A 23,530-nucleotide genomic window follows, 5' to 3' on the forward strand; every position below is an offset into this window, starting at 1 on the left:
AAGACAAATTTTATTTAACAATTTACTGAAGTATAATTTATTGAAGCCATTTTTTTATATAAGATAGAAATTGTTTCTGCTGATCTGCAAATAAATAATGCGAACAATTATCTAACAGAGCAAAATGATTTTTACCCGCCAAATTTTTAATCGAACTGATTTGGGAGCTGGAAAAAATACCATCTTCTTTTCCGTAAATAGCATAAATGGGAATGCCTTCGGCTTTTATCTTTTTTAAAGATAGCCTGGTGTCTATGTTCCTGCGCTTTTCGTTTTGATAAAAAAGCAACGGAGCGTTCTTATTTCGGATATTGGTTTTGTTAAAAATACTCACTCCGTAATCGGCATATAATTTTTTAGATGCTTTAGTTGGATTTGGCATTTTAAAATAATCATTATCACCCGCCAGGTCAAAACAATGCTTTCGGTACCCTGCGGAATTTTTATCCAGTTTTTCTACGTAAGCTATTTTATTAAGCGTTTTAGAATCACCTTTGTGACTTATTTTTAGAGAATTTAAAATATGATCGTAAGTTTCCTGTTGCGAAAACAGAGCACCAGCCAATACCATTGCACTAACATTCTGAGGATATTTTTCAGTGTAAAGTGCCGCGACCAAACCGCCAAAACTATGGGAAAGAAGCACCGCTTTTTTAAAATTATATTTTTTGTAGATAGTATTTAAATCCTGAAAAGCTTCTTCGTAAGTAAATTTTGCATCAGGATCAGCAGATCTTCCTTCGCCTCTTCGGTCATAAGCAATTACATAAAAACCTAAGTTAGCCAGTTTTTGAGCCGTTGTAGCTTCAAATAAAGTTGCATTTCCACTTGGACCTCCATGAATAAAAATCAGGGCTTTCTTTGTTTTATCACCGTATGTTTTGATGTAAAGCTTTTGCCCGTTTACAAAACAGGAAATTAGAAAACAGAAAGCCAACAAGATATGTTTCATTATTCCATGTTTTGATGTTCTTCCATATCTTTTCGAAGGTCTAAGTTTCTGAAAGTGGGAGATTTTATTCCAAATCCAAGAACCGTTAAAAGGGTCATACTTCCTCCGAAAACAACAGAAGTTACAGTTCCCATCAGTTTGGCTGTTAAACCGCTTTCAAAAGCCCCTAATTCGTTTGACGAACCAACGAACATGGAGTTTACAGCCGCAACTCTTCCGCGCATGTGATCGGGCGTTTTAAGCTGTAAAATGGTCTGACGGATTACAACTGAAATTCCATCGGCCACTCCGCTCAGGAATAAAGCAACGACAGAAAGCCAGAAAAGAGTAGAAATACCGAATACGATAATACACAAACCAAAAATAAAAATGGCAACCAAAAGTTTCATTCCGGCCTTTTTGTATAATGGAACGTAAGCAGAAATTAGCATGGTAATAAAAGCACCAATGGCCGGAGCAGCTCTTAATACTCCGAAACCTTCCGGCCCGACTTTTAAAATATCCTGTGCAAATACGGGTAATAAAGCTACCGCTCCTCCAAAAAGAACCGCAACCATATCAAGGGAAAGTACGCCTAAAATCGTCTTATTGTTGAATACAAATTTGATTCCTTCTTTTAAACTTTCCATAACCGGCTCCCCAATCTTTGGATTCATAATTGGTTTTTTCTCGATTTGGGATAAAGCCATTAATGAAAAAACAGAAAACCCGACCACGAGACACATGGACCAGTGAACCCCCATCCAGTTAATCGAAAAACCGGCTACGGCAGGTCCTAAAACCGAACCAATCTGCCACACCGAACTGCTCCAGGTAGCAGCATTCGGATATACTTTCTTCGGAACAATTAAGGATAAAAGCGAGAAGATAGTCGGCCCAAGAAATGCGCGAACCAAGCCGCCTAAAAAGACCAAAGCGTAAATAGAATACAAAATAACAGTGGGTGACCATTCGCCAACAATTTTGGGCCATGTTAATAAAAATAAACCAAAACTAATTACTGAAAATCCTAAAATACATTTTACCAGTAAGCCTTTTTTCTCTCGCTGATCGACAATGTGTCCCGCAAACAAAGCCATCGAAACGGCAGGAATAACTTCCATCAAACCAATAATTCCCAAAGAAAGCGGGTTTTTGGTTAAACTGTACACTTCCCATTCAATTACAATAAATTGCATCGACCAGGCAAAAACCATGGCAAAACGCAATAACAAAAACACATTAAATTCTCTGTAACGAAGCGCCTGATACGGATCGGCTTTTTTTAGTTTATCTGTCATTTGTCCTGATGTCTTTTAGCATAAGCTGAGTAGAAACGGTATTGTTCCACTCATTTTCAGCAATACAGTAGGCGAGCTGAAAGGGCTTTTGATTTTTTGTAAGGTCTATTTTTTTTCCGAGTCCAAAACCAATGGCGGCAATTCCGTCTGTGCTTCCGGGTTGTTTGACGAACAGTCTCAGATGTTCTTCGTCTGCTCCCAGAGTTTTGGCGTAACCGGTGTCTGTTACCTCTGATGTCATAAAAACGGGCGTCATATTCAGCGGGCCAAAAGGCTCGAATTGCTTTAAAATTCGGATCAGTTTTGGCGTAATGTCCGTGAAGTCTATTTCGGCATCAATCTCAATTTCCGGAGTTCGCATTTCCGGTAAAATAGTTGCCGAAACCTGTTTTTCAAAGGCATCTTTAAAGATGTTATAGTTTTCTGCTTTTAAGGTCATTCCCGCTGCATACATATGGCCTCCAAATTGCTCGAGATGATGGGCGCAGGCATCAAGTGCATTGTAAACGTCAAAACCTTTTACAGATCGTGCAGAAGCGGCATATTTGTCACCGCTTTTGGTAAACACCAAGGTTGGGCGATAATAGGTTTCGATTAACCTTGACGCTACAATTCCGATCACACCTTTGTGCCAGTCTTCCTGAAAAACAACGGTAGAATATCTTTCTTCTTCGTTGTTTGCTATAATTTGCTCAAAAGCTTCTTTAGTGATTTTTTTGTCTAAATCTTTACGATCCGCATTGTATTGCTCAATTTCTGATGCAAATTGCTGTGCCTGCTCAAAATCAAATTCGGTCAGTAATTCAACCGCATGATTCCCGTGTTTGATTCTTCCGGCTGCATTTATTCTAGGTGAAATAATAAAAACAACATCGCTAATATCTAAAACTTTCTTTTTTATCTGATGTACCAAAGCTTTAATTCCCGGTCTCGGATCACTGTTGATGACCTTTAATCCAAAATACGCCAAAACCCTGTTTTCCCCTGTAATCGGAACAATATCTGCCGCAATTGCCGTAGCGACCAAATCAAGATACGGAACTAAATCTGCTGTAGTTTCATTTCTGTTTTTTCCTAAAGCCTGAATCAGTTTAAAACCAACTCCGCAACCGCATAATTCGTCATACGGATACGAGCAGTCTTCTCTTTTCGGATCTAAAATCGCAACAGCATCGGGAAGAAATTCTCCGGGTCTGTGGTGATCGCAAATGATAAAGTCGATGTTTTTTTCTTTCGCGTAAGCAATATGGTCAATTGATTTTATACCACAATCGAGTGCAATAATTAACGAAAAACCGTTATCGTCAGCGAAGTCAATTCCTTTAAAAGAAATTCCGTAACCTTCTTCATAACGATCCGGAATATAAGTCGCAATATTCGGATAATGTGATTTTAAATAAGAAGAAACCAGCGAAACAGCTGTTGTTCCGTCGACATCGTAATCACCGAAAACCAATATGTTTTCCTGATTTTCGATTGCCGATTCAATTCGGGCAACTGCTTTATCCATATCTTTCATTAAGAACGGATCATGCAGATGTTCCAATGAGGGGCGAAAGAAATTCTTCGCATCCTCAAAAGTTTCAATGCCACGCTGAATCAAAAGCGTTGCTACAAAATCTTCTACATTTAAGGCCTGAGCCAAATGTTTGACTTTATCTTCGGAAGGTTTTGGTTTTAATGTCCAACGCATTTTTTTATTGTAGATTTTAGATTTCAGATTTCAGATTTTTGAAATCGTTTAATCGAATAGATAATTTTTTTGCCACAGATTAAATGATTAAATAAATTTTTAATCTGTGCTAATCTTTTAATCTGTGGCAAAATATTTTAAGACCGTTTTTACCTCGTGGTTTATTTCAATTCCAAAGCGTTTCCTTCAAACTGAATTCCGTTCCAGCCTGTGTTGATGAAATTTCGAATGTTTTGATGATTGGTTCCGTTTGGATCTCCCAAAACTTCATCAAAATAAATAGCACCAAAACAAGCCAAAGTTTCGTCTTTGGTTAAGTTTTGCAATTTGGCGAAAGAAAATAATTTGCAGGAACCGGAGTTTTCTCCTGCTGCATTGTGTTGTGTTCCGTTCTGAAAAGCGGTTGGAGTGAAGTTGTAATTTTCTTCTACAGTTGCAATTGTTTCGGCGAAAGCTACGTCATTTGGAGTCTGCTTTACTTTTTCTAAAAAGGCTTGTATATTCATAAATATTGGCTTTGTTTTTTTGCCACTAATTACACAAATTATCGCGAATTTAATTAGTGGGAATTTGTGTAATTAGTGGCAGACTATTTTATTAATCTGCAAGAATTCTTTTTATCCCGATAGCTATCGGGAGTGGCTTGAATAATTTTAATCTTCTTCTTCTTTTTCTTTTTCATCCTTCGGAAATTTACTCTTCTTAGGTTCTTTTGTTATAGTTTTTCCAGCTACGACGACTACAATTTCGCCACGTGGTGCTGTTTTTTCAAAGTGGGTTAAGACTTCTTTTGCGGTTCCGCGGACATTCTCTTCGTGTAATTTTGATAATTCCCTGCACACACAAATCTGTCTGTCTTCGCCGAAATACGTCACAAATTCTACTAAAGTCTTCAGTAATTTATGAGGAGAGACATAAAGGATCATTGTTCTGGTTTCTTCGGCAAGTGCTAAAAACCGGGTTTGGCGTCCTTTTTTCTCGGGAAGGAAACCTTCAAAAATAAACCGGTCATTGGGTAGTCCGCTGTTAACCAAAGCGGGAACAAATGCGGTTGCGCCGGGCAAACATTCTACTTCTATTTTATTTTCGACGCAGGCACGGGTCAGTAAAAAGCCAGGATCTGAAATGGCAGGTGTTCCGGCATCAGAAATTAGTGCGATGGTTTCACCGGCTTTTAAACGCGCAATCAGATTCTCGGTCGTCTTGTGCTCATTGTGCATGTGATGGCTGTACATGTGGGTGCCAATTTCAAAATGCTTTAAAAGTTTGCCACTCGTTCGGGTATCTTCGGCTAAAATCAAATCGACTTCTTTCAGAATGCGAATGGCACGAAAAGTCATGTCTTCAAGATTGCCAATAGGCGTAGGAACAATATATAATTTGGACATAATTAATTTTAAATATTTAACACAAATTGCACGAATTAACACGAATGATTAAAGTGCTTAAAATTTCACGAATAGATTAGTGTAAATCTGTGAAATTCGTGTTTAGGAGAATTTCTTTTCTACAATTTCCAGAAAACGTTGTGCGTAATCGTCTTTTCCTTCCCAATTGTTGTAATCCGGTTTTACCATGTTTTCGATAAAATTAACAGCTTCACCGTAAGAATCAAAAGTCAGTAATTGATTTAAAACACGACTGTAATCTTCGGTACTGCCTGCGAAAAGATTTTTGGTGAATGCAATTCGATCATTCAGATCAATATGAAAACCTTTTCCTAATTTTTCGTTTAACGGAACGGCTTTCGGTTTTGCCGATTCCAGAATGGCAGTTTTTACTTGCTCTTCTTTCAATTCGTTTATGGTTGGAGTTGGAGCAGAGGTTATATTTTCGAAACTGTCCACTTTTACAAATTGGGCATCAGCATAATTAACGCCCAATATATCTTCAAACGAAATATGAACCGCATCTGACCTGGCAGGAACTTCAATTTTCGGTTGTTCGTCTTCTATTTTTTCTTCTGTTTCTAATTCAAACGAGGGTTTGAAATCAGGAATTGGTTTTAAATCATTAACCGTTCTAAAAGAGAATTCTTCAGTGGTTTCAGGTTCTTTTTCATTTTCAATTACTGTTTCTTCAACTGCTTCAACAGGTTCAGCTGCGGCGACAGGTTCTTCAACAGTTTCCGCTACTGTCTCTTCAGGGATTTCAGCAACAATTTCTTCTTTTATCTCTTCAGTAACTTCAGGTTCAGGTGTTGTTTCAGTTACAATTTCTTCAACAGGAGCGGGAGTTTCTTCTTCAGCTTTACTCGTATCCGGAATATTTATTTCTTCTTTTTCAAAAACAGTTTCGATTGTAGATTCAATTTCACTGCGGCCGATTGTTGGTTTTAACGTATCAAAATTTTCATCTACAAATTTCAAAACCGCCAGTTTTTCATATAATTTCTGTGTTTCAAGATACAATTGATTGATATCGGATTTATTTTTTAGTTTTAAAATTCGATGTGCAATGCTGATTAAATCGGCTTCCAATTTTTTTTTCATAACTGTTGAAATTATAGTGAATACGGTATTTTAAGATATTTTGTAATTTTTTTGAATGTCTTTAATTCCTGATGGAATTTCGCGTGGTATTATTTTTATTTCTGTTAATAAGGCTTTGCGAATCCTCAATTTCGATAAAAATTTTCTACTTTTGAAAAAATGTAAAACATCAAATTTTTACATTAATTTATTACCAGTACAAAGTAATAAAAACTATTCATTTTAAAAGGTAGAAAAATACAAAATGTTTCTCGAAAATACAGTAAATCACAAAGAACAGTTTGGTTGGATTGAAGTTATTTGTGGATCAATGTTTTCGGGTAAAACCGAGGAGTTAATCCGCAGATTAAAACGCGCTCAATTTGCCAAACAAAAAGTCGAAATTTTTAAACCCGCTATTGATACCCGCTATCATGATGAAATGGTGGTATCTCACGATGCCAACGAAATTCGTTCCACTCCGGTACCTGCCGCCGCCAATATTGCTATTCTGGCACAAGGCTGTGATGTAATCGGTATTGATGAAGCACAGTTTTTTGATGATGAAATTGTTACTGTTTGTAACGATTTGGCCAATCAGGGAATTCGTGTAATTGTAGCCGGACTGGATATGGATTTTAAAGGAAACCCTTTCGGCCCAATGCCGGCACTTATGGCAACTGCTGAATATGTGACAAAAGTTCATGCGGTTTGTACCAGAACCGGAAATTTAGCGAACTACAGTTTTAGGAAAACCGATAATGATAAATTGGTTATGCTTGGTGAAACGGAAGAATATGAACCGCTTAGCCGTGCAGCGTATTATAATGCCATGAAAAAAAATCAGGAAAAATAGATTTCTCTTTTGATTTTCTAAAGAATATTTAAGCCAAAATTAACCATGCAGGAAAAAGAAAATAAAAGAAAACAGAATATACGTTTATTGATTGCAATTGCAATTGCATTGGTTTTGGTGGTTTTGGCTCAGGTGTATTTCTACAGAAGCACTGACGCTCTGAATAATGAAATAACGGAATTGGTAACGAAGTACAATAAAAATTGTCCTTTAATAATCCAGGAAGGGATTCGTCTGGACAGTGTAAGTTTACCGGATAACAAAGCTGCTCAGTATAACTTAACCCTGCTGCATGTAGAAAAGAAAACTGCAGATGTAAGTCTGATACAAAAAGAAATTGAAAAAAGTCTGGTAAGCACTGCGAAAGCAAATCCGGGTCTTCAGGCTTTCAGGGATAATGATTTTGTCTTGTTTTACAGTTACAGTGACCAAAACAAAGTATTTTTGTTTAAAATTACCATAGCACCGGATCAATATAAATAATTGGAACGTTTTATACTCGTAAAAATATTAAACCCGACAGTTTTTAAAACCTGTCGGGTTTGTTGTTTTTGAAAACTACTGTCATCCTGAGCGAAGTCGAAGGATTGATTTGCACAAAAGGCTTCGACTTCGCTAAGCCTGACAACAACGGTGATTTTTGACTTTGCAGAATAATAATAAAATAAAACCCGACAGGTTTTAAAAACTGTCGGGTTTTATTTTAAAAATTAAAAGAAAGATCTAAATCTTTTTCCTCATCCTTGCTACCGGAATGTCAAGCTGTTCGCGATATTTGGCGATTGTTCTTCTCGCAATCGGATAGCCTTTTTCTTTTAGGATATCAGCCAGTTGATCGTCCGGAAGAGGTTTCTTTTTGTCTTCTTCTTCAATCGTATTCTGAAGTATTTTTTTGATCTCTAAAGTTGAAACATCTTCACCCTGATCGTTTTTCATGGCCTCAGAGAAAAATTCTTTAATCAGTTTTGTTCCGTAGGGTGTTTCTACATATTTGCTGTTGGCCACACGGGAAATCGTTGAAATGTCCAATCCAACCATATCTGCAATGTCTTTTAAGATCATTGGTTTTAGCTTCGTTTCGTCGCCATCCAGGAAGTATTCCTCCTGATAATGCATAATGGCATTCATGGTCACAAAAAGCGTCTCCTGACGCTGTCTTATCGCGTCTATAAACCATTTGGCAGAATCCAGCTTTTGTTTGATAAACTGAACGGCATCTTTTTGAGCACTCGATTTATCACGGGAATCTTTATACGTCTGCATCATTTCCTGATAATCCTTGGAAACGTGCAGGGAAGGGGCATTTCTTCCGTTTAAGGTCAGTTCCAGCTCACCGTCGGTAATTCGGATCGCAAAATCCGGAACTACGTTTTCTGTCACTTTATTGTTTCCGGTGTAAGATCCTCCCGGTTTCGGGTTTAGCCTTTCAATTTCGTGAATCGCTTTTTTCAGCTGTTCGTTGGAAACGCTGTATTTCTGCAATAGTTTATCGTAATGTTTCTTGGTAAAAGCATCAAACTGATTTTCGATAATATCAATTGCCAAATCAACATATTCGGTTGGTGTTTTGTGCTTTAACTGCAATAATAAACATTCCTGTAAATCACGTGCCCCGACTCCCGAAGGTTCCAGTTCGTGAATTACATGCAGCATTTTTTCAACCATTACGTCATCGGTATAAATACCCTGCGTAAAAGCCATGTCGTCTACAATGTCGGCAACACTTCTGCGGATGTAACCCATGTCATCAATACTTCCTACGAGGAATTCAGCGATTTCGCGCTCTTCATCATTCAGAATAAAAGTATTCAGCTGATTGATTAAATCCTGATGAAAACTAATCGGAGAAGCAAAAGGAGTTTCGCGTTCTTCTTCGTCTCCGTAATTGTTAACCTGCGTTTTGTAATCCGGAGTATCGTCGTCGCTTAAGTATTCATCTATGTTAATGTCGTCGGCTTCAATTCTGTCCGATTCTGCATCGTCATAATCGTCGTATTCTTCATTCGCAAATTCATCCGCTTCGTATTCGTCTTCTTTTCCAGCTTCTAAAGCCGGATTTTCGTTCATTTCTTCTAATAAACGTTGTTCAAAAGCTTGCGTAGGCAATTGAATTAACTTCATCAGCTGAATTTGCTGTGGAGATAATTTTTGGGATAATTTTAAATTTAAAAATTGCTTTAGCATTGATATTTGTTAAAAGTTTCAAGTTTCAGGTTTCAAGTTTGCTGAACGTCCAACAACCTGAAACTTGAAACCTGAAACAAATTTTATAACTTTTTTTTAAAACTCTGCATTCCCCGGAGTTCTTGGAAAAGGAATTACGTCTCTGATGTTTGTCATTCCTGTTACAAACAATACCAGACGCTCAAATCCAAGTCCGAAACCTGCGTGAGTTGCCGATCCGAATCTTCTGGTGTCTAAATACCAGGATAATTCTTCTTCGTCGATTTCCAGGGCTTTCATTTTCTCAATTAAAACATCGTAACGCTCTTCTCTTTCAGAACCACCTACGATTTCTCCAATTCCAGGGAAAAGGATGTCCATGGCGCGAACTGTTTTTCCGTCTTCATTCAGACGCATGTAAAACGCTTTGATGTTGGCCGGATAATCGAATAAAATTACCGGACATTTAAAGTGTTTTTCTACTAAATAACGCTCGTGCTCTGACTGTAAATCAGCGCCCCATTCGTTAATGATATAGTTGAATTTTTTCTTTTTGTTCGGAGTGGAATCTCTCAGAATGTCAATGGCTTCCGTATAAGAAACACGTTTGAAATTGTTTTCCAAAACGAAATTCAGTTTTTCCAGCAAAGGCATTTCGCTTCTGTCCGCCTGTGGTTTTGATTTTTCTTCTTCCAAAAGTCTTCCTTCCAGAAATTTCAAATCATCACCGCAATTGTCCAAAGCATATTTGATTACGTACTGAATAAAATCTTCAGCCAGATCCATATTGTCATCCAGATCATTGAACGCCACTTCCGGCTCGATCATCCAAAACTCCGCCAGGTGACGGGAAGTGTTGGAGTTTTCGGCTCTGAATGTTGGTCCGAAAGTATAAATCTGCCCCAAAGCCATAGCGAAAGTTTCCCCTTCTAATTGCCCTGAAACCGTTAAGTTCGTTTCTTTTCCGAAGAAATCTTCTTTATAATTTACTTTTCCGTCTTCCGTTCTTGGAGTGTTGTCAAATGGCAAAGCGGTAACTTTAAACATTTCTCCGGCACCTTCAGCATCAGAACCTGTAATGATTGGCGTGTTTACATACACAAAACCTTTTTCCTGGAAATATTTGTGCACCGCAAATGACAATACCGAACGCACACGCATAATAGCGCCAAAAGCATTCGTACGCACCCGTAAATGCGCATTTTCACGTAAAAATTCAAGGGAATGTTTTTTAGGCTGCATTGGGAATTTCTCCGCATCTGAATCTCCAAGAATTTCCAGAGTTTTAACCTGAATTTCATATTTCTGACCAGCACCTTTGCTCTCTACCAAAGTTCCGGTTACAGAAACGGCAGCTCCGGTTGTAACTCTTTTCAGGGTTTCTTCCGGTGTATTTTCAAAATCAACAACACATTGTATATTATTAATGGTAGAACCGTCGTTTAGCGCGATGAACTGATTATTTCTAAAAGTTCTCACCCATCCTTTTGCATTAACTTCCTGAAGCGTCGTAGTACTGTTTAATAAGTCTTTAACTTTTGTGTGTTTCATTTTATATATAAGGTTGAAATTAAATTATTTGTTGTGTAATACTGCAAATATAAACGATAATAATTAAAATTAGAAGCTGTTTCCTGCTATCCGCTATATCTTTTTCTGTCTAAAGAAGCCAGAAAAAGGATGTCGCTGCTATCAGGGCTAAGGCAATCGTTTTTCATAAGAGCTCTACTATGTCATTTCGACGAAGGAGAAATCTCCGCAATGCAATTCCTCAAAGCTAAGAAATGCTGAGCAGAGCTACTTGTGAAGATTTCTCCTTCGTCGAAATGACAAGCAGTGTTTTATCAATTCGTGGCAAAAAAAATGTTACCCCTCCAAACTCTCCAAATCCTCTTTCTTCGCTTTCTTCTTTTCGAAAGTTAAAACCAAAGCCGGTAAAACCAATAAATTGGCAAACATAGCAAAGGCAAGTGTGCAGGAAATTAATCCGCCAAGCGCGATTGTTCCGCTAAAGCTGGAAAGCGTGAAAGTAGCAAAACCTAAAATCAAAACTACCGAAGTATAAAAAGTACTGATTCCGGTTTCTCTTAAGGCACTGAAAACAGATTTTTTTACTTTTCCGTTGTTCTGCAATAAATCATGTTTGTATTTTGCCATAAACTGAATCGCATTATCAACCGAAATTCCAAACGCAATACTAAATACTAAAATCGTCGATGGTTTCAAAGGAATCCCGAAATAACCCATTAACCCCGATGTAATACACAGCGGCAAAATATTCGTAATAACAGAAGCAAAAACCATTTTGAACGAACGGAATAAATACAACATCAAAGCTGCAATTACCAAAATGGCAAAAATCAAAGATTCAATTAAGTTGTCTACCAGATACGAAGTTCCTTTCTGGAAAACCAAAGCTTTTCCGGTAACGGTAACTTCATAACGATCGCCTGGGAAAATCTCATCGATTTTCTTGTGCAGCTTTTTCTCCACTTTCGCCATTTCGTCCGTACCAATATCTCTCATAAAAGTCGTGATTCGGGCGTATTGTCCTGTCGAATCCACATAACTTTTCATTAAATTATCTTTGCTGTTTTTGGTCGCATTTTTAGCATACGACAAAATAAAAGTCTGTTCCTGCGAAGTCGGCAATTGGTAATATTCCGGATTTCCGTTATAAAAAGCCTGTTTCGAATATTTAACCAGATTTACGACAGAAACCGGCTTTGATAATTCCGGCATTGTTGCAATCGTATTTTGCAATTCATCCATTTTGCGCATCGTCGATAATTTCATGACCCCTTTTTTACGCTTGGTGTCGATCATTATTTCGAGTGGCATCACGCCGTTGAATTCTTTTTCGTAGAATAAAATATCTTTAAAAAAGGAAGCACTTTTTGGCATTTCACCAATCAGACTACCGGAAACTTTCATTTGCGAAACTCCGATAACACTAAAAACCAAAAGCAATCCGTAAAGGGTATAAATAACTTTTCGTTTGTTTTTTACCACATTTTCAACAAAGTCAAGCAAAGTCGAAATGTAGGTTTTAGTCAAATGATAGAGATGTTTTTCATTTGGCATTGACATAAAACTGTACACAATGGGTACAATCAAGAGCGTCAGTAAATAAACCGAAATCACATTGATTGAAGTCACAAGTCCAAATTCAAAAAGTAAATCGTTACCTGTGATCATAAAAGTAGCGAAACCAATGGCAGTCGTTAAATTCGTCATTAAAGTCGAAACCCCAATTCTGGAAATAATACGCTGTAAAGCTTTTGCCTGATTGCTGTGCAGTTTGATTTCCTGCTGGTATTTATTGATCAGGAAAATACAATTCGTAATTCCGATTACGATAATTAATGGCGGAATAATAGCCGTTAAAACTGTGATTTTATAATGAAACAATCCTAAAGTCCCAAACGACCAGATTACACCCACTATTAAAATACAAATAGAAATAAATGTAGCCCTGAAGGAACGGAAAAAGAAAAAGAAAATTAAAGAAACGGTAAACAAGGCTGCTCCGATAAAAAGCCCAATCTCACCTTTCATGTTATCCGCATTGATGGTTCGGATGTAAGGCATTCCTGAAACACGAAGATCAACTCCGGTAGTTTTTTCGAATTTATCGATTTTAGGTACTAGATTTTCAAGTATAAAAGTTTTTCTTTGGGCGGTGTTTACCAACTCTTTATTCATGTAAACCGCAGATCTCACACTACCGCTTTCTTTGTTAAACAACAATCCTTCGTAAAAAGGCAAATTGTGAAACAAGTCGTACTGAACGCTTTTTAAATAAGCCGGATCGTGCGTTTTACTTTGATTGATAAAAGGCGATAAAACGAATTTTTCATTAACCGTATCCTTTTCTAATTTCTTTAAATCATTTAATGAAACAACCAAATCAACTTCTTTCGAATTTTTTAAACCTGTCATTAATTCATTCCAGGCAGCGTAATTTTTGGGTGTAAAAAAGTTCGGATCTTTAAAACCAATAACCACAAGATTTCCTTCTTCACCAAACTTATCTAAAAACTTCTGATACTCTTTATTTGCAATATGATCCTTAGGAAGTAAATTGGCTTCGGTATAAGTCATAGCCAGATTTTTCCATTGGAAAGCAAGGAATACTGTTAAAGCAGTAAGAATAATCAGAATTATAATTCTGTTTTTAAGTATGAGTCGGGCTATTTTTTCCCAAAATCCAACTTGAATTGTGTTTTTCATAAAATCTTTAAAATGGTTGCAAATGTAGTGAAAAGCGCTCTAAATCATAATTAATCGACCTCGTTTTTACTTTTTGTTAACACAAATGACGATATTGCTTTTGCAATAATATTGGGTTTTTTTGATGGTTTCTCCACAGCCTTTTCTCATATTTGTATTCAAATTTAAAAAAGGAAACGAAAATGAACTGGATTTTATTGATTATCGCCGGACTTTTTGAAGTTGGATTTGCATCCTGCTTAGGAAAAGCCAAAGAAACCACCGGAATGATAGCAACCTATTGGATGGCGGGTTTTTTTGTCTGTCTTTCGATCAGTATGATTTTGTTGTATAAAGCGACTCAGGTTTTGCCCATTGGTACAGCCTATGCGGTATGGACAGGAATTGGTGCCGTTGGAACAGTTTTAGTAGGTGTTTTGGTTTTTAAAGAACCGGCAACTTTTTGGAGAATCTTTTTTCTTTCGACTTTAATTGCTTCGATTATCGGGTTGAAGTTTGTGTCCAGTCATTAAATTATAGGTCACGGATTTTACGGATTATACTGATTTACACAGATTAGAAAATCATTTTAATCTGTGGCAAAAAAAAGTTCCCGCAGATTTTGTGGATTTGCGCAGAAATCGGGATTTTAAATTTGTGTAATTCGTCCAATTGCTTCACCTGTTCGCTATCGCTCGGGTCGTGGCGAAAAAAACGTTTAAACTTTACATAACAATGCAGGAAAACAATACCATCACTTTTATATTTCTCGCAATTCTTTTATTGCTGATTGGCATTATCTGCTTTTTGATCTATCAATTGATGCAATTCAAAAAAGCAAAAGATGATGCCGAAAAAAGTTTTTATGCACTCGAAATGAAAGTGAACGATTTACAGTTAGAAACGCTGGAGTCAAAACTGAATCCGCATTTGTTTAAGAATATCCTGAATTCGATTCAGTCCCACGCGTACCAAACCTATTTTGCTTTGGATAAACTAGCGAACGTTCTGGATTATATTTTATACGAAAGCAAAAAGAAATTCGTAACGGCAAAAGAAGAAATTGATTTTGCTTTGAATTTAATCGAAATCAATAAAATCAAGATCAGCCCGCTTTTTGAGCTGAAGATCAAAACCAATATCAATAAAGAAGATAAATTGTATGAACAGCCGTTACTGGCGCCACTGATTTCTATTGATTTAATTGAAAATGCCTTTAAACACGCCGATTTGCAAAGCGCGGATGCTTTTATATCAGTGGTTTTTGAATTTAAGGACAATGCTTTTTTTATGACCGTTTCGAATAAAATCTCCGATAAAAAAGTATTAAAAAAAGAACGCAGCGGTTTTGGTCACGCGACTTTAGAACACCGTTTGCGAATTATTTATAAAAACAACTTCAAACTTGAAAGGTTTGTAGAAAACGATATTTATATAGCCCATCTAAAAATAGACTTACTTGAATACAAAACTGAAATGCTTGCTGCTGGACGATGAGTTACCGGGATTAACGTACCTGAAAATGCTTTGCGAACAAATTCCCGAAGTAGAAATCGTAAAAACGTTTAATAATCCGGAGAAACTCCTTGCTGATATTCCAAATCTTGATTTTGATTTGCTGATATCAGATATCGAAATGCCCGGAATTGATGGTTTGCATCTGGCCGAAATGCTCGATAATAAATTGGTGATTTTCTGTACAGCGTATAAAGAATATGCTGCGGATGCTTTTAATATTGATGCGGTAGATTATATTACAAAACCGGTAAAACTCGACCGTCTGCAAAAAGCGATCTCAAAAGCTTTTGAACGTTTTCACAAACCGGATGCGGCTAAAAAGTTCATTCAACTCAATACAGACAAAGGAAAAACCTTATTGTATTTTAATCAGATTCAGTATATCAAAACCGCAATTAGTGACAGTCGTGATAAAACGGTTCTTCTGGCTGACGGAAGTTTTCTAAATTTGAAAAACGTTAAATTCGATACCCTTTTAAGCGAATTGCCTGAGGCCGATTTCTGCCGGGTAAATAAGAAAGAAATTGTTGCCGTAAAAGCGATTAAGTTTTTTAACCACAACGAAATTGTCCTGCATCACTTAGAGAAAAAAGACAAAAACAGCACCCTGATTTTGAGTGAAACGTATCGTGCTGACTTTTTGAAAAAGGTAAAGATTTAGATTATACCAAACATCTCAGACAAAGCAAGTCGAATATCAGGCTGAGCGAAGTCGAAGCCCCCTTTTTTGACATCATAATCAGACCTTCGATTAGAGAAACATACTTGTTTTTAGAGCAATTACATAACTTATTACAAAGTTTTTCAGACTTGTTACATACATTTGAAATTAAGTAAAAAAAACTTTTTCCACTTACTGTTCAGTGTTGATATTTGCACCATTAAAATCAAAAAAACGAGTTATGAATAATATTAAAAACTCCTTATTTTACATTACGGTTATTGGTGGTTTTACAACTCTGATATATTGGGTAATTTCAAAAGGTGCCGCACTCGAAGTAGGGCGCGGAATCGTTCAGAAAAAAATCGAAAGCAATCATTGGAATGATTTTTTACATTCCATGGTAGAAAATCTGCAGCATCCCCTGGCTATTTTACTGGCGCAGATCGTGACTATTATTTTGGTAGCGCGTTTGTTTGGATGGGTTTTCAGAAAAATAGGGCAGCCATCTGTAATTGGGGAAATGATTGCAGGTATCGTTTTAGGCCCCTCTTTGGTCGGCATGTATTTTCCTGAATTTTCAGCCACATTATTTCCAAAAGAATCATTAGGAAACTTACAGTTTTTGAGTCAGATCGGTCTGATTTTTTTTATGTTCGTAATCGGAATGGAACTGGATTTGAAAGTGCTTAAAAATAAAGCACATGATGCTGTTGTCATTAGTCACGCCAGTATTGTGATTCCGTTTGCATTAGGATTGTCATTAGCTTATTTTATTTATCATACGTTTGCTCCGGTCGGAGTAGAGTTTGCTTCTTTTGGATTATTCATGGGAATTGCTATGAGTATTACGGCATTTCCTGTATTGGCCAGAATCGTGCAGGAGCGAGGTATGCAGAAAACAAAACTCGGAACTATTGCCATAACTTGTGCCGCAGCCGATGATATTACAGCCTGGTGTATTCTTGCCGTTGTAATTGCTATTGTTAAAGCGGGTTCTTTTACGAGTGCTTTGTACGTAATCGGTTTGGCTATTTTGTATGTAATTGTCATGCTGAAAATAGTTCGTCCGTTTCTGAAACGTGTCGGAGACTTAAATTCAACCCGCGAAAGTCTGAATAAACCTGTGGTGGCTATTTTCTTCCTTACACTTTTATTCTCTGCGTATGCGGCTGAATTAATTGGAATTCACGCTTTGTTCGGAGCTTTCTTAGCAGGAGCCATTATGCCGGAAAACAACAAATTCAGAAATATTTTTATTGAAAAAGTAGAAGACGTTTCCATCATCGTTTTACTGCCGCTATTCTTCGTATTCACAGGTTTACGTACGCAAATTGGTTTGCTGAACGATCCTTATTTATGGAAAGTTACCGCGGTAATTATCGCAGTAGCCGTAGCCGGAAAATTCCTGGGCAGTGCTTTTGCTGCCAAATTTGTCGGACAAAGCTGGAAAGACAGCTTGGCTATTGGAGCCTTAATGAATACGCGTGGTTTAATGGAGCTGGTGGTTTTAAATATTGGTTACGATTTAGGCGTTCTTTCTACCGAGATTTTTACCATGATGGTCATTATGGCTCTGGTTACGACTTTTATGACGGGTCCGGCCTTAGACTTTATCGGTTTTATTTTTAAAGATAAGATAACCGCCATTCCGCAGGAAATTGGAAATAAAAGTAAATACAAGATTTTACTTTCGTTTGCAACCCCGGAAAGAGGTAAAAAATTATTGAGAATCGCGAACAGTCTGGTTAAAAAACAAGGTGATAATTCTATCGTTACCGCAATGCATTTATCATTAAGTACCGAGATACATTCGTTTGATGTAAAAGATCACGAACGAAAAATGTTAGTCCCTGTTATTCAGGAATCAGAACGTTTGGAACAAAACATGATAAGTGTTTTTAAAGTGACGAATGATATCGATACCGATATTATCGACACGGCCAACCAAGGTGAATATGACTTATTGTTAGTGGGACTGGGACAATCTATTTTTGACGGAACTTTATTAGGGAAAATTCTTGGTTTCACCACCCGGATCGTAAATCCGGATCGTTTGATTGATAAGTTTACCGGAAAAGAAGGTCTGTTCGAAAATTCTCCTTTTGATGAAAGAACACGTCATATTATTGCCAAAAGTAAAATGCCTGTCGGAATTTTTATCGATAAAGACTTAGAAGAAGTAAATCAGGTTTTTATGCCAATTTTCAGTAAAGAAGATTCTTTTTTAATTGAATACGCTAAAAAATTAATCAATAATAATGGTTCTCAGATTACGGTTCTGGACGCAAGCGGTGAAGTGAAAAACACACGTGATATTCAGGAAACAATTCGTTCGATAGAACAGATTGCTCCCAACCATATTATGATCATGCACGACAGAACGATTAAGAAAGAATTTCTGGAAAATCAGAATCTGATGATCATTAGCTTAGACAGCTGGAAAAAACTGATTGAATCACAAAGTACATGGTTAAATAACACTCCATCGGTTTTGATTTTGAAGCCATAAACGGAAAGAAATTCCAATAATTTAAAATCCCAAATCCCAATTTTACGATTGGGATTTGGGATTTTTGTTTGGTGTATAATGTTGTTCCTCTTTAAACTTTGTTCATTTCGACGTGAGGAGAAATCACATTTGCAGAATCCACACCGTTAAAGTTGGAATTTGGAATCTCAAAAATATGGGATCTTTATTTTTTCTATAGTGTTACTCTTTACGCTTTGTCATTTCGACGTGAGGAGAAATCACATTAGAAATTCCGCAAAGAAATTCGCCAGTCTTTGTCGATCTGCTTGTGTGATTTCTCGTGCCTCGAAATGACAAACTAAAATTTAAATCTAAAGTCCCAAATCCAGTACATAAGAAATCTTAACAGCAATATTATCGTCAAATCGCGGTAACTGATTAGGGCCATATCTGTAAAATCCGCCTAAGCCAATCCCTTTGTAGATTTTGTTTAATTCAATTCCGGATTCAAAAAAACCTTTGTCCAGTGTTTTGTAGGCAGGACCGACATGTTGCTGCGGATTTTCCATATTTCCCCAGGCCATTCTGGTAACCAATACCAGTGAAGGACGAACTTTTCTCATGATTTTGATTCGGTCGAAACCATGTTTGATCTGAAACATCACATATTCACTGGAGAAAAACTCATTAAAAAACATCGTTTCAAAACTGTTTCGTCCCGAAAAAGTAATACGCTGAACGATGGTCTCTTTGGTTAAGTTATTTGGAGCCGTATTGTAGAGATGCGTGATAGGAACATTTCCAAAAGCATATCCTCCCTGCAGCAGTAAACTTGTTTTCTGGCGATTTAAATATTGTTTTTCATATTCGGCCTTAAAATCGATTTTACCAAAGTTAAAATCGTTTTCCAGAACATTGGGCAGCGATTGCGTATACTGGAAAGTAAATCTCGGAAACCTTTTATCCGATTCAAGTCTTCCGGTTGGCGTTTGCATGAATTCACTAAATGGTGCCCAAACAATAGATAACATTGCTGTTGTCATAATATAACTCGAATACAATTTTCCGTTCAGATTAAAAAGATAATCAAATTTGGGCTCGATTAAGTTTCTTGATACTTCTAAAACAGCTTCGGTTTTCGGGATAATTTTAGATTGAACATTGGCTCTCCATCCTGTATACTGATAAAAGGTACTAATGTTTATCGGACGTGGATCGTAAATTTTAAAAACCCGCTTGTCAACGGCAAAAACGGTACTTGCAATTTCCCGTACATCATCCATATAATAACCATTAACCCACGTATTGGTGCTTTTGTCAAGCAGAACTCCCGTACCGATACTGTATTTAAAAGCACCATCTTTAGTTCCGTATGCCGTATATCCTTCAATGCGGAAATTTTTAGAGAAACGATCATTGGTAATACCGCCAAGACCCAATCTGAAACCTTCGTAATTATTGTAACTTATAATTTTCTTCAGGTCAAGATCAACAGGTCCGACCGGGTAGAATCCATTAATAATTTTACGGCCGATTCCCAGGCGCTTTTCTACTCTCTTTTTGATCGAAAGGCTGTCCAGCAACAAATAGGTTTTTTGGCTTCTTAAATCCAGATTTTCTTTTCGGTAATCTTCCCAGAAAGTTTCCGGTTTTTTGCTGGCATCGTCTTTAATTTCGATATAAAGAGACGGATTTTTTATCGGAGGATTGGTGTTGTAATGAATGTCGAAGTTGTTGCTTTCGGAAAGTAAATAAGTGAAGTCAGAAGCTACCTTTTTTCTCGGCTCGAAATTTTCTTCCGCATCTGCATCAAACTGAATGGTTCCGCCTAAAATTTTAATATCCTCCTCGTTTTTACCTTTTACAATTTTGAAAGTGGTATTGCTTTGAAACCATATTTTTTCGCTTGGAGCATATTCAAACTCATGAATTCCGCTAATATCCAAAACGCCTTTTATACGCATGACTGCTTTGGCGACGGCAAAATTCTCCTCATCGATATACAAAACACCTTCCAATCCTGAGGTTTTTCTTTTGTGTTTGTTTTTAAAATAAATCATATAGGTATCGCGGCCTTTTATGTTTACCGTATCAAGCAGTTTATAATTGTAATCTTTAAGGGCGTTGTTTGAAATCGGACTTTCGTATTTGGTTTCCAATAATTCATATTTGGGATCGTAAATAGAAATAGATTGTAAGTTGAAAGCGATAATCTCATAAACAGGTTGTTTGAAACCTGCCATTTTTGTACCTAAAACAGTTTCTTTGAGTTTGTTATTGCCAAATTGATATTGCGACACTTTTTCAGTCTGAAACAAATGCTGCCTGCTGATGATTTCTTTGAATTTATAATCGGAAGAATCAATATTGATTTTCTTTTTGTCTAAATCTTTGTAAACTGCTGTGGAATCAATACGTCCGTCAATAGAATCAGGATTGGCGGTGACAATAAGCTTGTTGTACGTTTTATACTCAAAACTGTTCAGCTTTTTTTGCGGATTGTTCGTGTTTTTATTTGAAATTACTTTTCTTAAAATCGCTAAAGCCGGATTTTCATTTGAAACCACCACTTCTTTTAAATCGTCTGTTTTCTGGGAAAGGGAAACCGTGTAGAATTTTTTGTTTTGTATTACCGTTATGGTTTTAGTTTCAAAACCAACATAAGAGACCGTATAAAAAGGAATGTCAGATGAAGCTGTAAACGTAAATTTTCCATCAATATCTGTTATGGCACTAAAGTTCTCTGATGATTTGATGGTAGCAAACGGAAGTGGTTTGTTGCTGGAATCATTTACAATTCCGCTTATTTGAAATTGCGCCTGAATGGTAAGTGTAAAAAACAAAGTCAGAAAACAAAATAGCTTCATACAGAGGATTCTAGTTTCGAAAATGAAAACAATTAATTTTTGGTACGCAAAAATAAGAATAAAAAAATCCGTCTAGTACAATTTAACTAAACGGATTTTTATTTTGTGTGGAATAAGATTACACTTTCATGATTTCAGCTTCTTTTGCAGCCAATAATTCATCAATTTTTTTAATGTATGTATTTGTTAAGTTCTGAACTTCTTCTTCAGCAGATTTGCAGACGTCTTCAGAAGTTCCTTCTTTTTCTAATTTTTTGATATCAGAATTGGCATCCTTACGTACGTTACGCACACCGATTTTGGCATCTTCTGCCTCAGATTTTGCCTGTTTGGCCAAATCTCGGCGACGTTCTTCCGTCAAAGGCGGAACACTGATAATGATAACGTCTCCGTTATTCATGGGGTTGAAACCAATATTGGCAATCATAATTGCTTTTTCAATGGTTTGCAGCATGTTTTTTTCAAACGGCTGTAAAGTAATTGTTCTCGCATCAGGAACACTGATTTTTGATACCTGGGAAAGCGGTGTTGCAGATCCGTAATAATCTACAAAAACACTTCCAAGCATAGCCGGAGAAGCTTTTCCTGCGCGAATGTTAAGAAATTCTTTCTCTAAATGCGCTATCGAACCATTCATGGATTCTTCAGTACTATCTAATATAAATTCTATTTCTTCAGTCATTTTTTTTAGATTTTTAGATTTTCAGATGGTTGGATTTTTAGATTTCTAAAAATTTTGGCATCTAATTTACTAACTATATGTTTTTTTGTTTTTTGAATATTAAGCGATTATTGAAATCTAATAATCTAAAATTCCAACAATCTAAGTAGTCTAAATATTAACTACGGTTCCTATGTTGTCCCCTTCACAGATTTTCAATAAATTTCCAATTTTGTTCATATCAAAAACAACGATTGGTAATTTATTTTCCTGGCTTAATGTGAAAGCGGTTGTGTCCATTACATTTAATCCTTTTTTCAGCACATCATCAAAAGAGATAAAGTCGAATTTTACTGCCGAAGCATTTTTTTCCGGATCGGAATCGTAAACACCATCAACGCGTGTTCCTTTCAGGATTACGTCAGCATTGATTTCGATTCCTCTTAAAACGGCTGCTGTATCAGTGGTGAAATAAGGATTTCCGGTTCCTGCACCAAAAATTACAATTCTTCCTTTTTCAAGGTGACGGTCTGCTCTTCTTTTGATGTAGGGCTCAGCAATAGATTCCATTTTCAAAGCAGTCTGCAAACGCGTTTTCATTCCCTTGTCTTCCAGCGCACCCTGTAATGCCATTCCGTTAATTACGGTTGCCAGCATTCCCATATAATCGCCTTGTACTCTATCCATACCGGCACTTGCACCTGCAACGCCCCTAAAAATATTTCCTCCTCCAATAACAATAGCAATTTCGACTCCTTTGCTGTGAATTTGCTTAATTTCCTCGGCATATTCGGCTAATCTTTTTGGGTCAATTCCGTATTGTAAATCACCCATTAAGGCCTCGCCACTTAGTTTTAGAAGAATTCTTTTATATTTCATTTGTGTGTTGCGTTAATTGGTGCAAATATAGACATATTCTGTTTTTTAAAAATAATGTTTTGAAAAAATAATTTTGTGCTCTGTTTTTTAATTCAACATGCTTTTTTAGATTCATTTTCTTCTTAATGTGACAAAAGTCATTCCCGCGTCTTTCTAAAATTTGTATTTTTATCGCATCCTAAAAAATCAAATATGAAAAGTATTGTAGCCAAAGCATTATTCAACAGTTACTCTTATTCTGAATATCGAAAATTAGTTACCGATTTATTGTCCGAAGGAAAATCTACAGGTGATGTGCAATCCGAAAGCCTCACGCATTACACAAGCCTGAACGAAGCGCGAATGAATCGTCTGGAGAAAACCATAAAAATTACTGAAGATACTATTGATAAGCTGCAAAAACTGGAAAATCATTTTATCTGGCTCGTAATTTCCGAAGGCTGGTGCGGCGATGCGGCACAAATACTTCCCATTATCAATAAAATGGCTCAGGGTTCTGATAAAAAAGTGGATCTGCGAATTGTTTTGCGGGATGAAAACGAGGAATTAATGAGCCAGTATTTAACAAACGGCGGAAGGGCTATTCCTAAGGTGATCGTTATTTGCAAAGAAGCCGGAATCGTCCGTACCGATTGGGGACCAAGACCAAAGGGCGCAGCCGAACTTATGGCTAATTATAAAAAGGAGTTTGGAGTAATTGATGAAAAAATCAAAACCGATTTGCAATTGTGGTATCTGGCTGATAAAGGAGTTTCGGTACAGGAAGAATTACTTGAAATCATGGATAATATCCAATACAACCGTTTGTGATTTTTGAACGGGAGAATTCAAAAAAATGTTATAT

Annotated in this window: 19 protein-coding genes; 7 read left to right on the forward strand and 12 right to left on the reverse strand. The window is 36.8% G+C overall.

All coding sequences use genetic code 11. From position 1 onward, the window contains the following. Positions 1 to 37: 37 nt before the first annotated feature. From HAV12_RS02830 to HAV12_RS02855, 6 genes are all read right to left on the reverse strand, one after another. Positions 38 to 952, reverse strand: a complete 915-nt coding sequence (locus HAV12_RS02830; protein ID WP_171568378.1) for an alpha/beta hydrolase — start codon at positions 950 to 952, stop codon at positions 38 to 40. After that, complete coding sequence (locus tag HAV12_RS02835) at positions 952 to 2,232, reverse strand: MFS transporter (protein WP_171568379.1); 1,281 nt, start codon at positions 2,230 to 2,232, stop codon at positions 952 to 954. Before HAV12_RS02835 ends, HAV12_RS02830 begins: the two co-directional genes overlap by 1 nt. Next, positions 2,222 to 3,925 carry a single-stranded-DNA-specific exonuclease RecJ gene (recJ, locus tag HAV12_RS02840; RefSeq protein WP_171568380.1) on the reverse strand — a complete coding sequence of 568 codons (1,704 nt, stop codon included), beginning with the start codon at positions 3,923 to 3,925 and terminating at the stop codon, positions 2,222 to 2,224. The genes HAV12_RS02835 and recJ overlap by 11 nt, the downstream gene beginning before the upstream one ends. Before the next feature lie 161 nt (positions 3,926 to 4,086). Then, complete coding sequence (locus tag HAV12_RS02845) at positions 4,087 to 4,431, reverse strand: HopJ type III effector protein (RefSeq protein ID WP_171568381.1); 345 nt, start codon at positions 4,429 to 4,431, stop codon at positions 4,087 to 4,089. Between the two features lie 147 nt (positions 4,432 to 4,578). After that, the gene (gene rsmI, locus HAV12_RS02850; RefSeq protein ID WP_171568382.1) at positions 4,579 to 5,313 is read right to left on the reverse strand and encodes a 16S rRNA (cytidine(1402)-2'-O)-methyltransferase; all 735 of its coding nucleotides are present in this window, start codon (positions 5,311 to 5,313) and stop codon (positions 4,579 to 4,581) included. A 102-nt stretch (positions 5,314 to 5,415) separates the two neighbouring features. Then, positions 5,416 to 6,417, reverse strand: coding sequence for a hypothetical protein (locus tag HAV12_RS02855; protein WP_171568383.1), 1,002 nt, complete (start codon positions 6,415 to 6,417; stop codon positions 5,416 to 5,418). 244 nt (positions 6,418 to 6,661) lie between these two features. Here HAV12_RS02855 and HAV12_RS02860 point away from each other — a divergent pair, with 244 nt between their 5' ends. Further along, on the forward strand, positions 6,662 to 7,252 hold the full coding sequence (locus tag HAV12_RS02860) for a thymidine kinase (RefSeq protein ID WP_042565610.1): 591 nt from the start codon (positions 6,662 to 6,664) through the stop codon (positions 7,250 to 7,252). Between the two features lie 45 nt (positions 7,253 to 7,297). Continuing rightward, entirely contained in the window at positions 7,298 to 7,735 is a 438-nt protein-coding gene (locus tag HAV12_RS02865; RefSeq protein WP_171568384.1) for a hypothetical protein, read from the forward strand. Between the two features lie 240 nt (positions 7,736 to 7,975). On the opposite strand, the gene rpoN is transcribed toward HAV12_RS02865, so the two are convergent. The 3 genes from rpoN to HAV12_RS02880 form a co-directional block, all read right to left on the reverse strand. After that, positions 7,976 to 9,436, reverse strand: coding sequence for an RNA polymerase factor sigma-54 (gene rpoN, locus HAV12_RS02870; RefSeq protein ID WP_132037336.1), 1,461 nt, complete (start codon positions 9,434 to 9,436; stop codon positions 7,976 to 7,978). Positions 9,437 to 9,532: 96 nt separating this feature from the next. Then, positions 9,533 to 10,966, reverse strand: coding sequence for an asparagine--tRNA ligase (gene asnS / locus HAV12_RS02875; RefSeq protein WP_132037337.1), 1,434 nt, complete (start codon positions 10,964 to 10,966; stop codon positions 9,533 to 9,535). Positions 10,967 to 11,281: 315 nt separating this feature from the next. After that, positions 11,282 to 13,648, reverse strand: coding sequence for an RND family transporter (locus HAV12_RS02880; RefSeq protein ID WP_171568385.1), 2,367 nt, complete (start codon positions 13,646 to 13,648; stop codon positions 11,282 to 11,284). Between the two features lie 182 nt (positions 13,649 to 13,830). Here HAV12_RS02880 and HAV12_RS02885 point away from each other — a divergent pair, with 182 nt between their 5' ends. The 4 genes from HAV12_RS02885 to HAV12_RS02900 all read left to right on the forward strand — a co-directional run bounded on the left by HAV12_RS02885 (position 13,831) and on the right by HAV12_RS02900 (position 18,318). Continuing rightward, positions 13,831 to 14,160, forward strand: a complete 330-nt coding sequence (locus HAV12_RS02885; protein WP_171568386.1) for a multidrug efflux SMR transporter — start codon at positions 13,831 to 13,833, stop codon at positions 14,158 to 14,160. A gap of 202 nt (positions 14,161 to 14,362) precedes the next feature. After that, a complete protein-coding gene (locus HAV12_RS02890; RefSeq protein ID WP_171568387.1) occupies positions 14,363 to 15,124 on the forward strand; it encodes a sensor histidine kinase in 762 nt (253 codons plus the stop codon). Then, positions 15,087 to 15,806 carry a LytTR family DNA-binding domain-containing protein gene (locus HAV12_RS02895; protein WP_171568388.1) on the forward strand — a complete coding sequence of 240 codons (720 nt, stop codon included), beginning with the start codon at positions 15,087 to 15,089 and terminating at the stop codon, positions 15,804 to 15,806. The genes HAV12_RS02890 and HAV12_RS02895 overlap by 38 nt, the downstream gene beginning before the upstream one ends. Before the next feature lie 241 nt (positions 15,807 to 16,047). Further along, positions 16,048 to 18,318 (forward strand): cation:proton antiporter, encoded by a 2,271-nt coding sequence (locus HAV12_RS02900; protein ID WP_171568389.1) that lies wholly within the window; start codon positions 16,048 to 16,050, stop codon positions 18,316 to 18,318. Positions 18,319 to 18,650: 332 nt separating this feature from the next. Here the strand turns inward: HAV12_RS02900 and HAV12_RS02905 are convergent, their stop codons facing one another. From HAV12_RS02905 to pyrH, 3 genes are all read right to left on the reverse strand, one after another. Next, positions 18,651 to 21,146, reverse strand: coding sequence for a DUF5686 family protein (locus HAV12_RS02905; protein ID WP_171568390.1), 2,496 nt, complete (start codon positions 21,144 to 21,146; stop codon positions 18,651 to 18,653). 118 nt (positions 21,147 to 21,264) lie between these two features. After that, the gene (gene frr, locus HAV12_RS02910) at positions 21,265 to 21,828 is read right to left on the reverse strand and encodes a ribosome recycling factor (protein WP_132037344.1); all 564 of its coding nucleotides are present in this window, start codon (positions 21,826 to 21,828) and stop codon (positions 21,265 to 21,267) included. A gap of 150 nt (positions 21,829 to 21,978) precedes the next feature. Further along, complete coding sequence (pyrH, locus tag HAV12_RS02915) at positions 21,979 to 22,686, reverse strand: UMP kinase (protein WP_127340530.1); 708 nt, start codon at positions 22,684 to 22,686, stop codon at positions 21,979 to 21,981. 192 nt (positions 22,687 to 22,878) lie between these two features. Between pyrH and HAV12_RS02920 the strand changes: the two genes are divergently transcribed. Beyond that, complete coding sequence (locus tag HAV12_RS02920; protein WP_171568391.1) at positions 22,879 to 23,496, forward strand: thioredoxin family protein; 618 nt, start codon at positions 22,879 to 22,881, stop codon at positions 23,494 to 23,496. The last annotated feature ends 34 nt before the right edge of the window (positions 23,497 to 23,530 follow it).

The sequence above is a fragment of the Flavobacterium sp. CLA17 genome (assembly GCF_013112255.2).
Classification (GTDB): domain Bacteria; phylum Bacteroidota; class Bacteroidia; order Flavobacteriales; family Flavobacteriaceae; genus Flavobacterium; species Flavobacterium circumlabens.

Coding starts and splice junctions, on each gene's coding strand:
- recJ (WP_171568380.1), bottom strand. CDS start 3,925: ATGCGTTGGACATTAAAACCAAAACCTTCCGAAGATAAAGTCAAACAT.
- frr (WP_132037344.1), bottom strand. CDS start 21,828: ATGACTGAAGAAATAGAATTTATATTAGATAGTACTGAAGAATCCATG.
- HAV12_RS02855 (WP_171568383.1), bottom strand. CDS start 6,417: ATGAAAAAAAAATTGGAAGCCGATTTAATCAGCATTGCACATCGAATT.
- HAV12_RS02865 (WP_171568384.1), top strand. CDS start 7,298: ATGCAGGAAAAAGAAAATAAAAGAAAACAGAATATACGTTTATTGATT.
- HAV12_RS02890 (WP_171568387.1), top strand. CDS start 14,363: ATGCAGGAAAACAATACCATCACTTTTATATTTCTCGCAATTCTTTTA.
- HAV12_RS02860 (WP_042565610.1), top strand. CDS start 6,662: ATGTTTCTCGAAAATACAGTAAATCACAAAGAACAGTTTGGTTGGATT.
- HAV12_RS02920 (WP_171568391.1), top strand. CDS start 22,879: ATGAAAAGTATTGTAGCCAAAGCATTATTCAACAGTTACTCTTATTCT.
- asnS (WP_132037337.1), bottom strand. CDS start 10,966: ATGAAACACACAAAAGTTAAAGACTTATTAAACAGTACTACGACGCTT.
- rpoN (WP_132037336.1), bottom strand. CDS start 9,436: ATGCTAAAGCAATTTTTAAATTTAAAATTATCCCAAAAATTATCTCCA.
- HAV12_RS02900 (WP_171568389.1), top strand. CDS start 16,048: ATGAATAATATTAAAAACTCCTTATTTTACATTACGGTTATTGGTGGT.
- HAV12_RS02835 (WP_171568379.1), bottom strand. CDS start 2,232: ATGACAGATAAACTAAAAAAAGCCGATCCGTATCAGGCGCTTCGTTAC.
- HAV12_RS02830 (WP_171568378.1), bottom strand. CDS start 952: ATGAAACATATCTTGTTGGCTTTCTGTTTTCTAATTTCCTGTTTTGTA.
- HAV12_RS02845 (WP_171568381.1), bottom strand. CDS start 4,431: ATGAATATACAAGCCTTTTTAGAAAAAGTAAAGCAGACTCCAAATGAC.
- HAV12_RS02905 (WP_171568390.1), bottom strand. CDS start 21,146: ATGAAGCTATTTTGTTTTCTGACTTTGTTTTTTACACTTACCATTCAG.
- pyrH (WP_127340530.1), bottom strand. CDS start 22,686: ATGAAATATAAAAGAATTCTTCTAAAACTAAGTGGCGAGGCCTTAATG.
- rsmI (WP_171568382.1), bottom strand. CDS start 5,313: ATGTCCAAATTATATATTGTTCCTACGCCTATTGGCAATCTTGAAGAC.
- HAV12_RS02885 (WP_171568386.1), top strand. CDS start 13,831: ATGAACTGGATTTTATTGATTATCGCCGGACTTTTTGAAGTTGGATTT.
- HAV12_RS02880 (WP_171568385.1), bottom strand. CDS start 13,648: ATGAAAAACACAATTCAAGTTGGATTTTGGGAAAAAATAGCCCGACTC.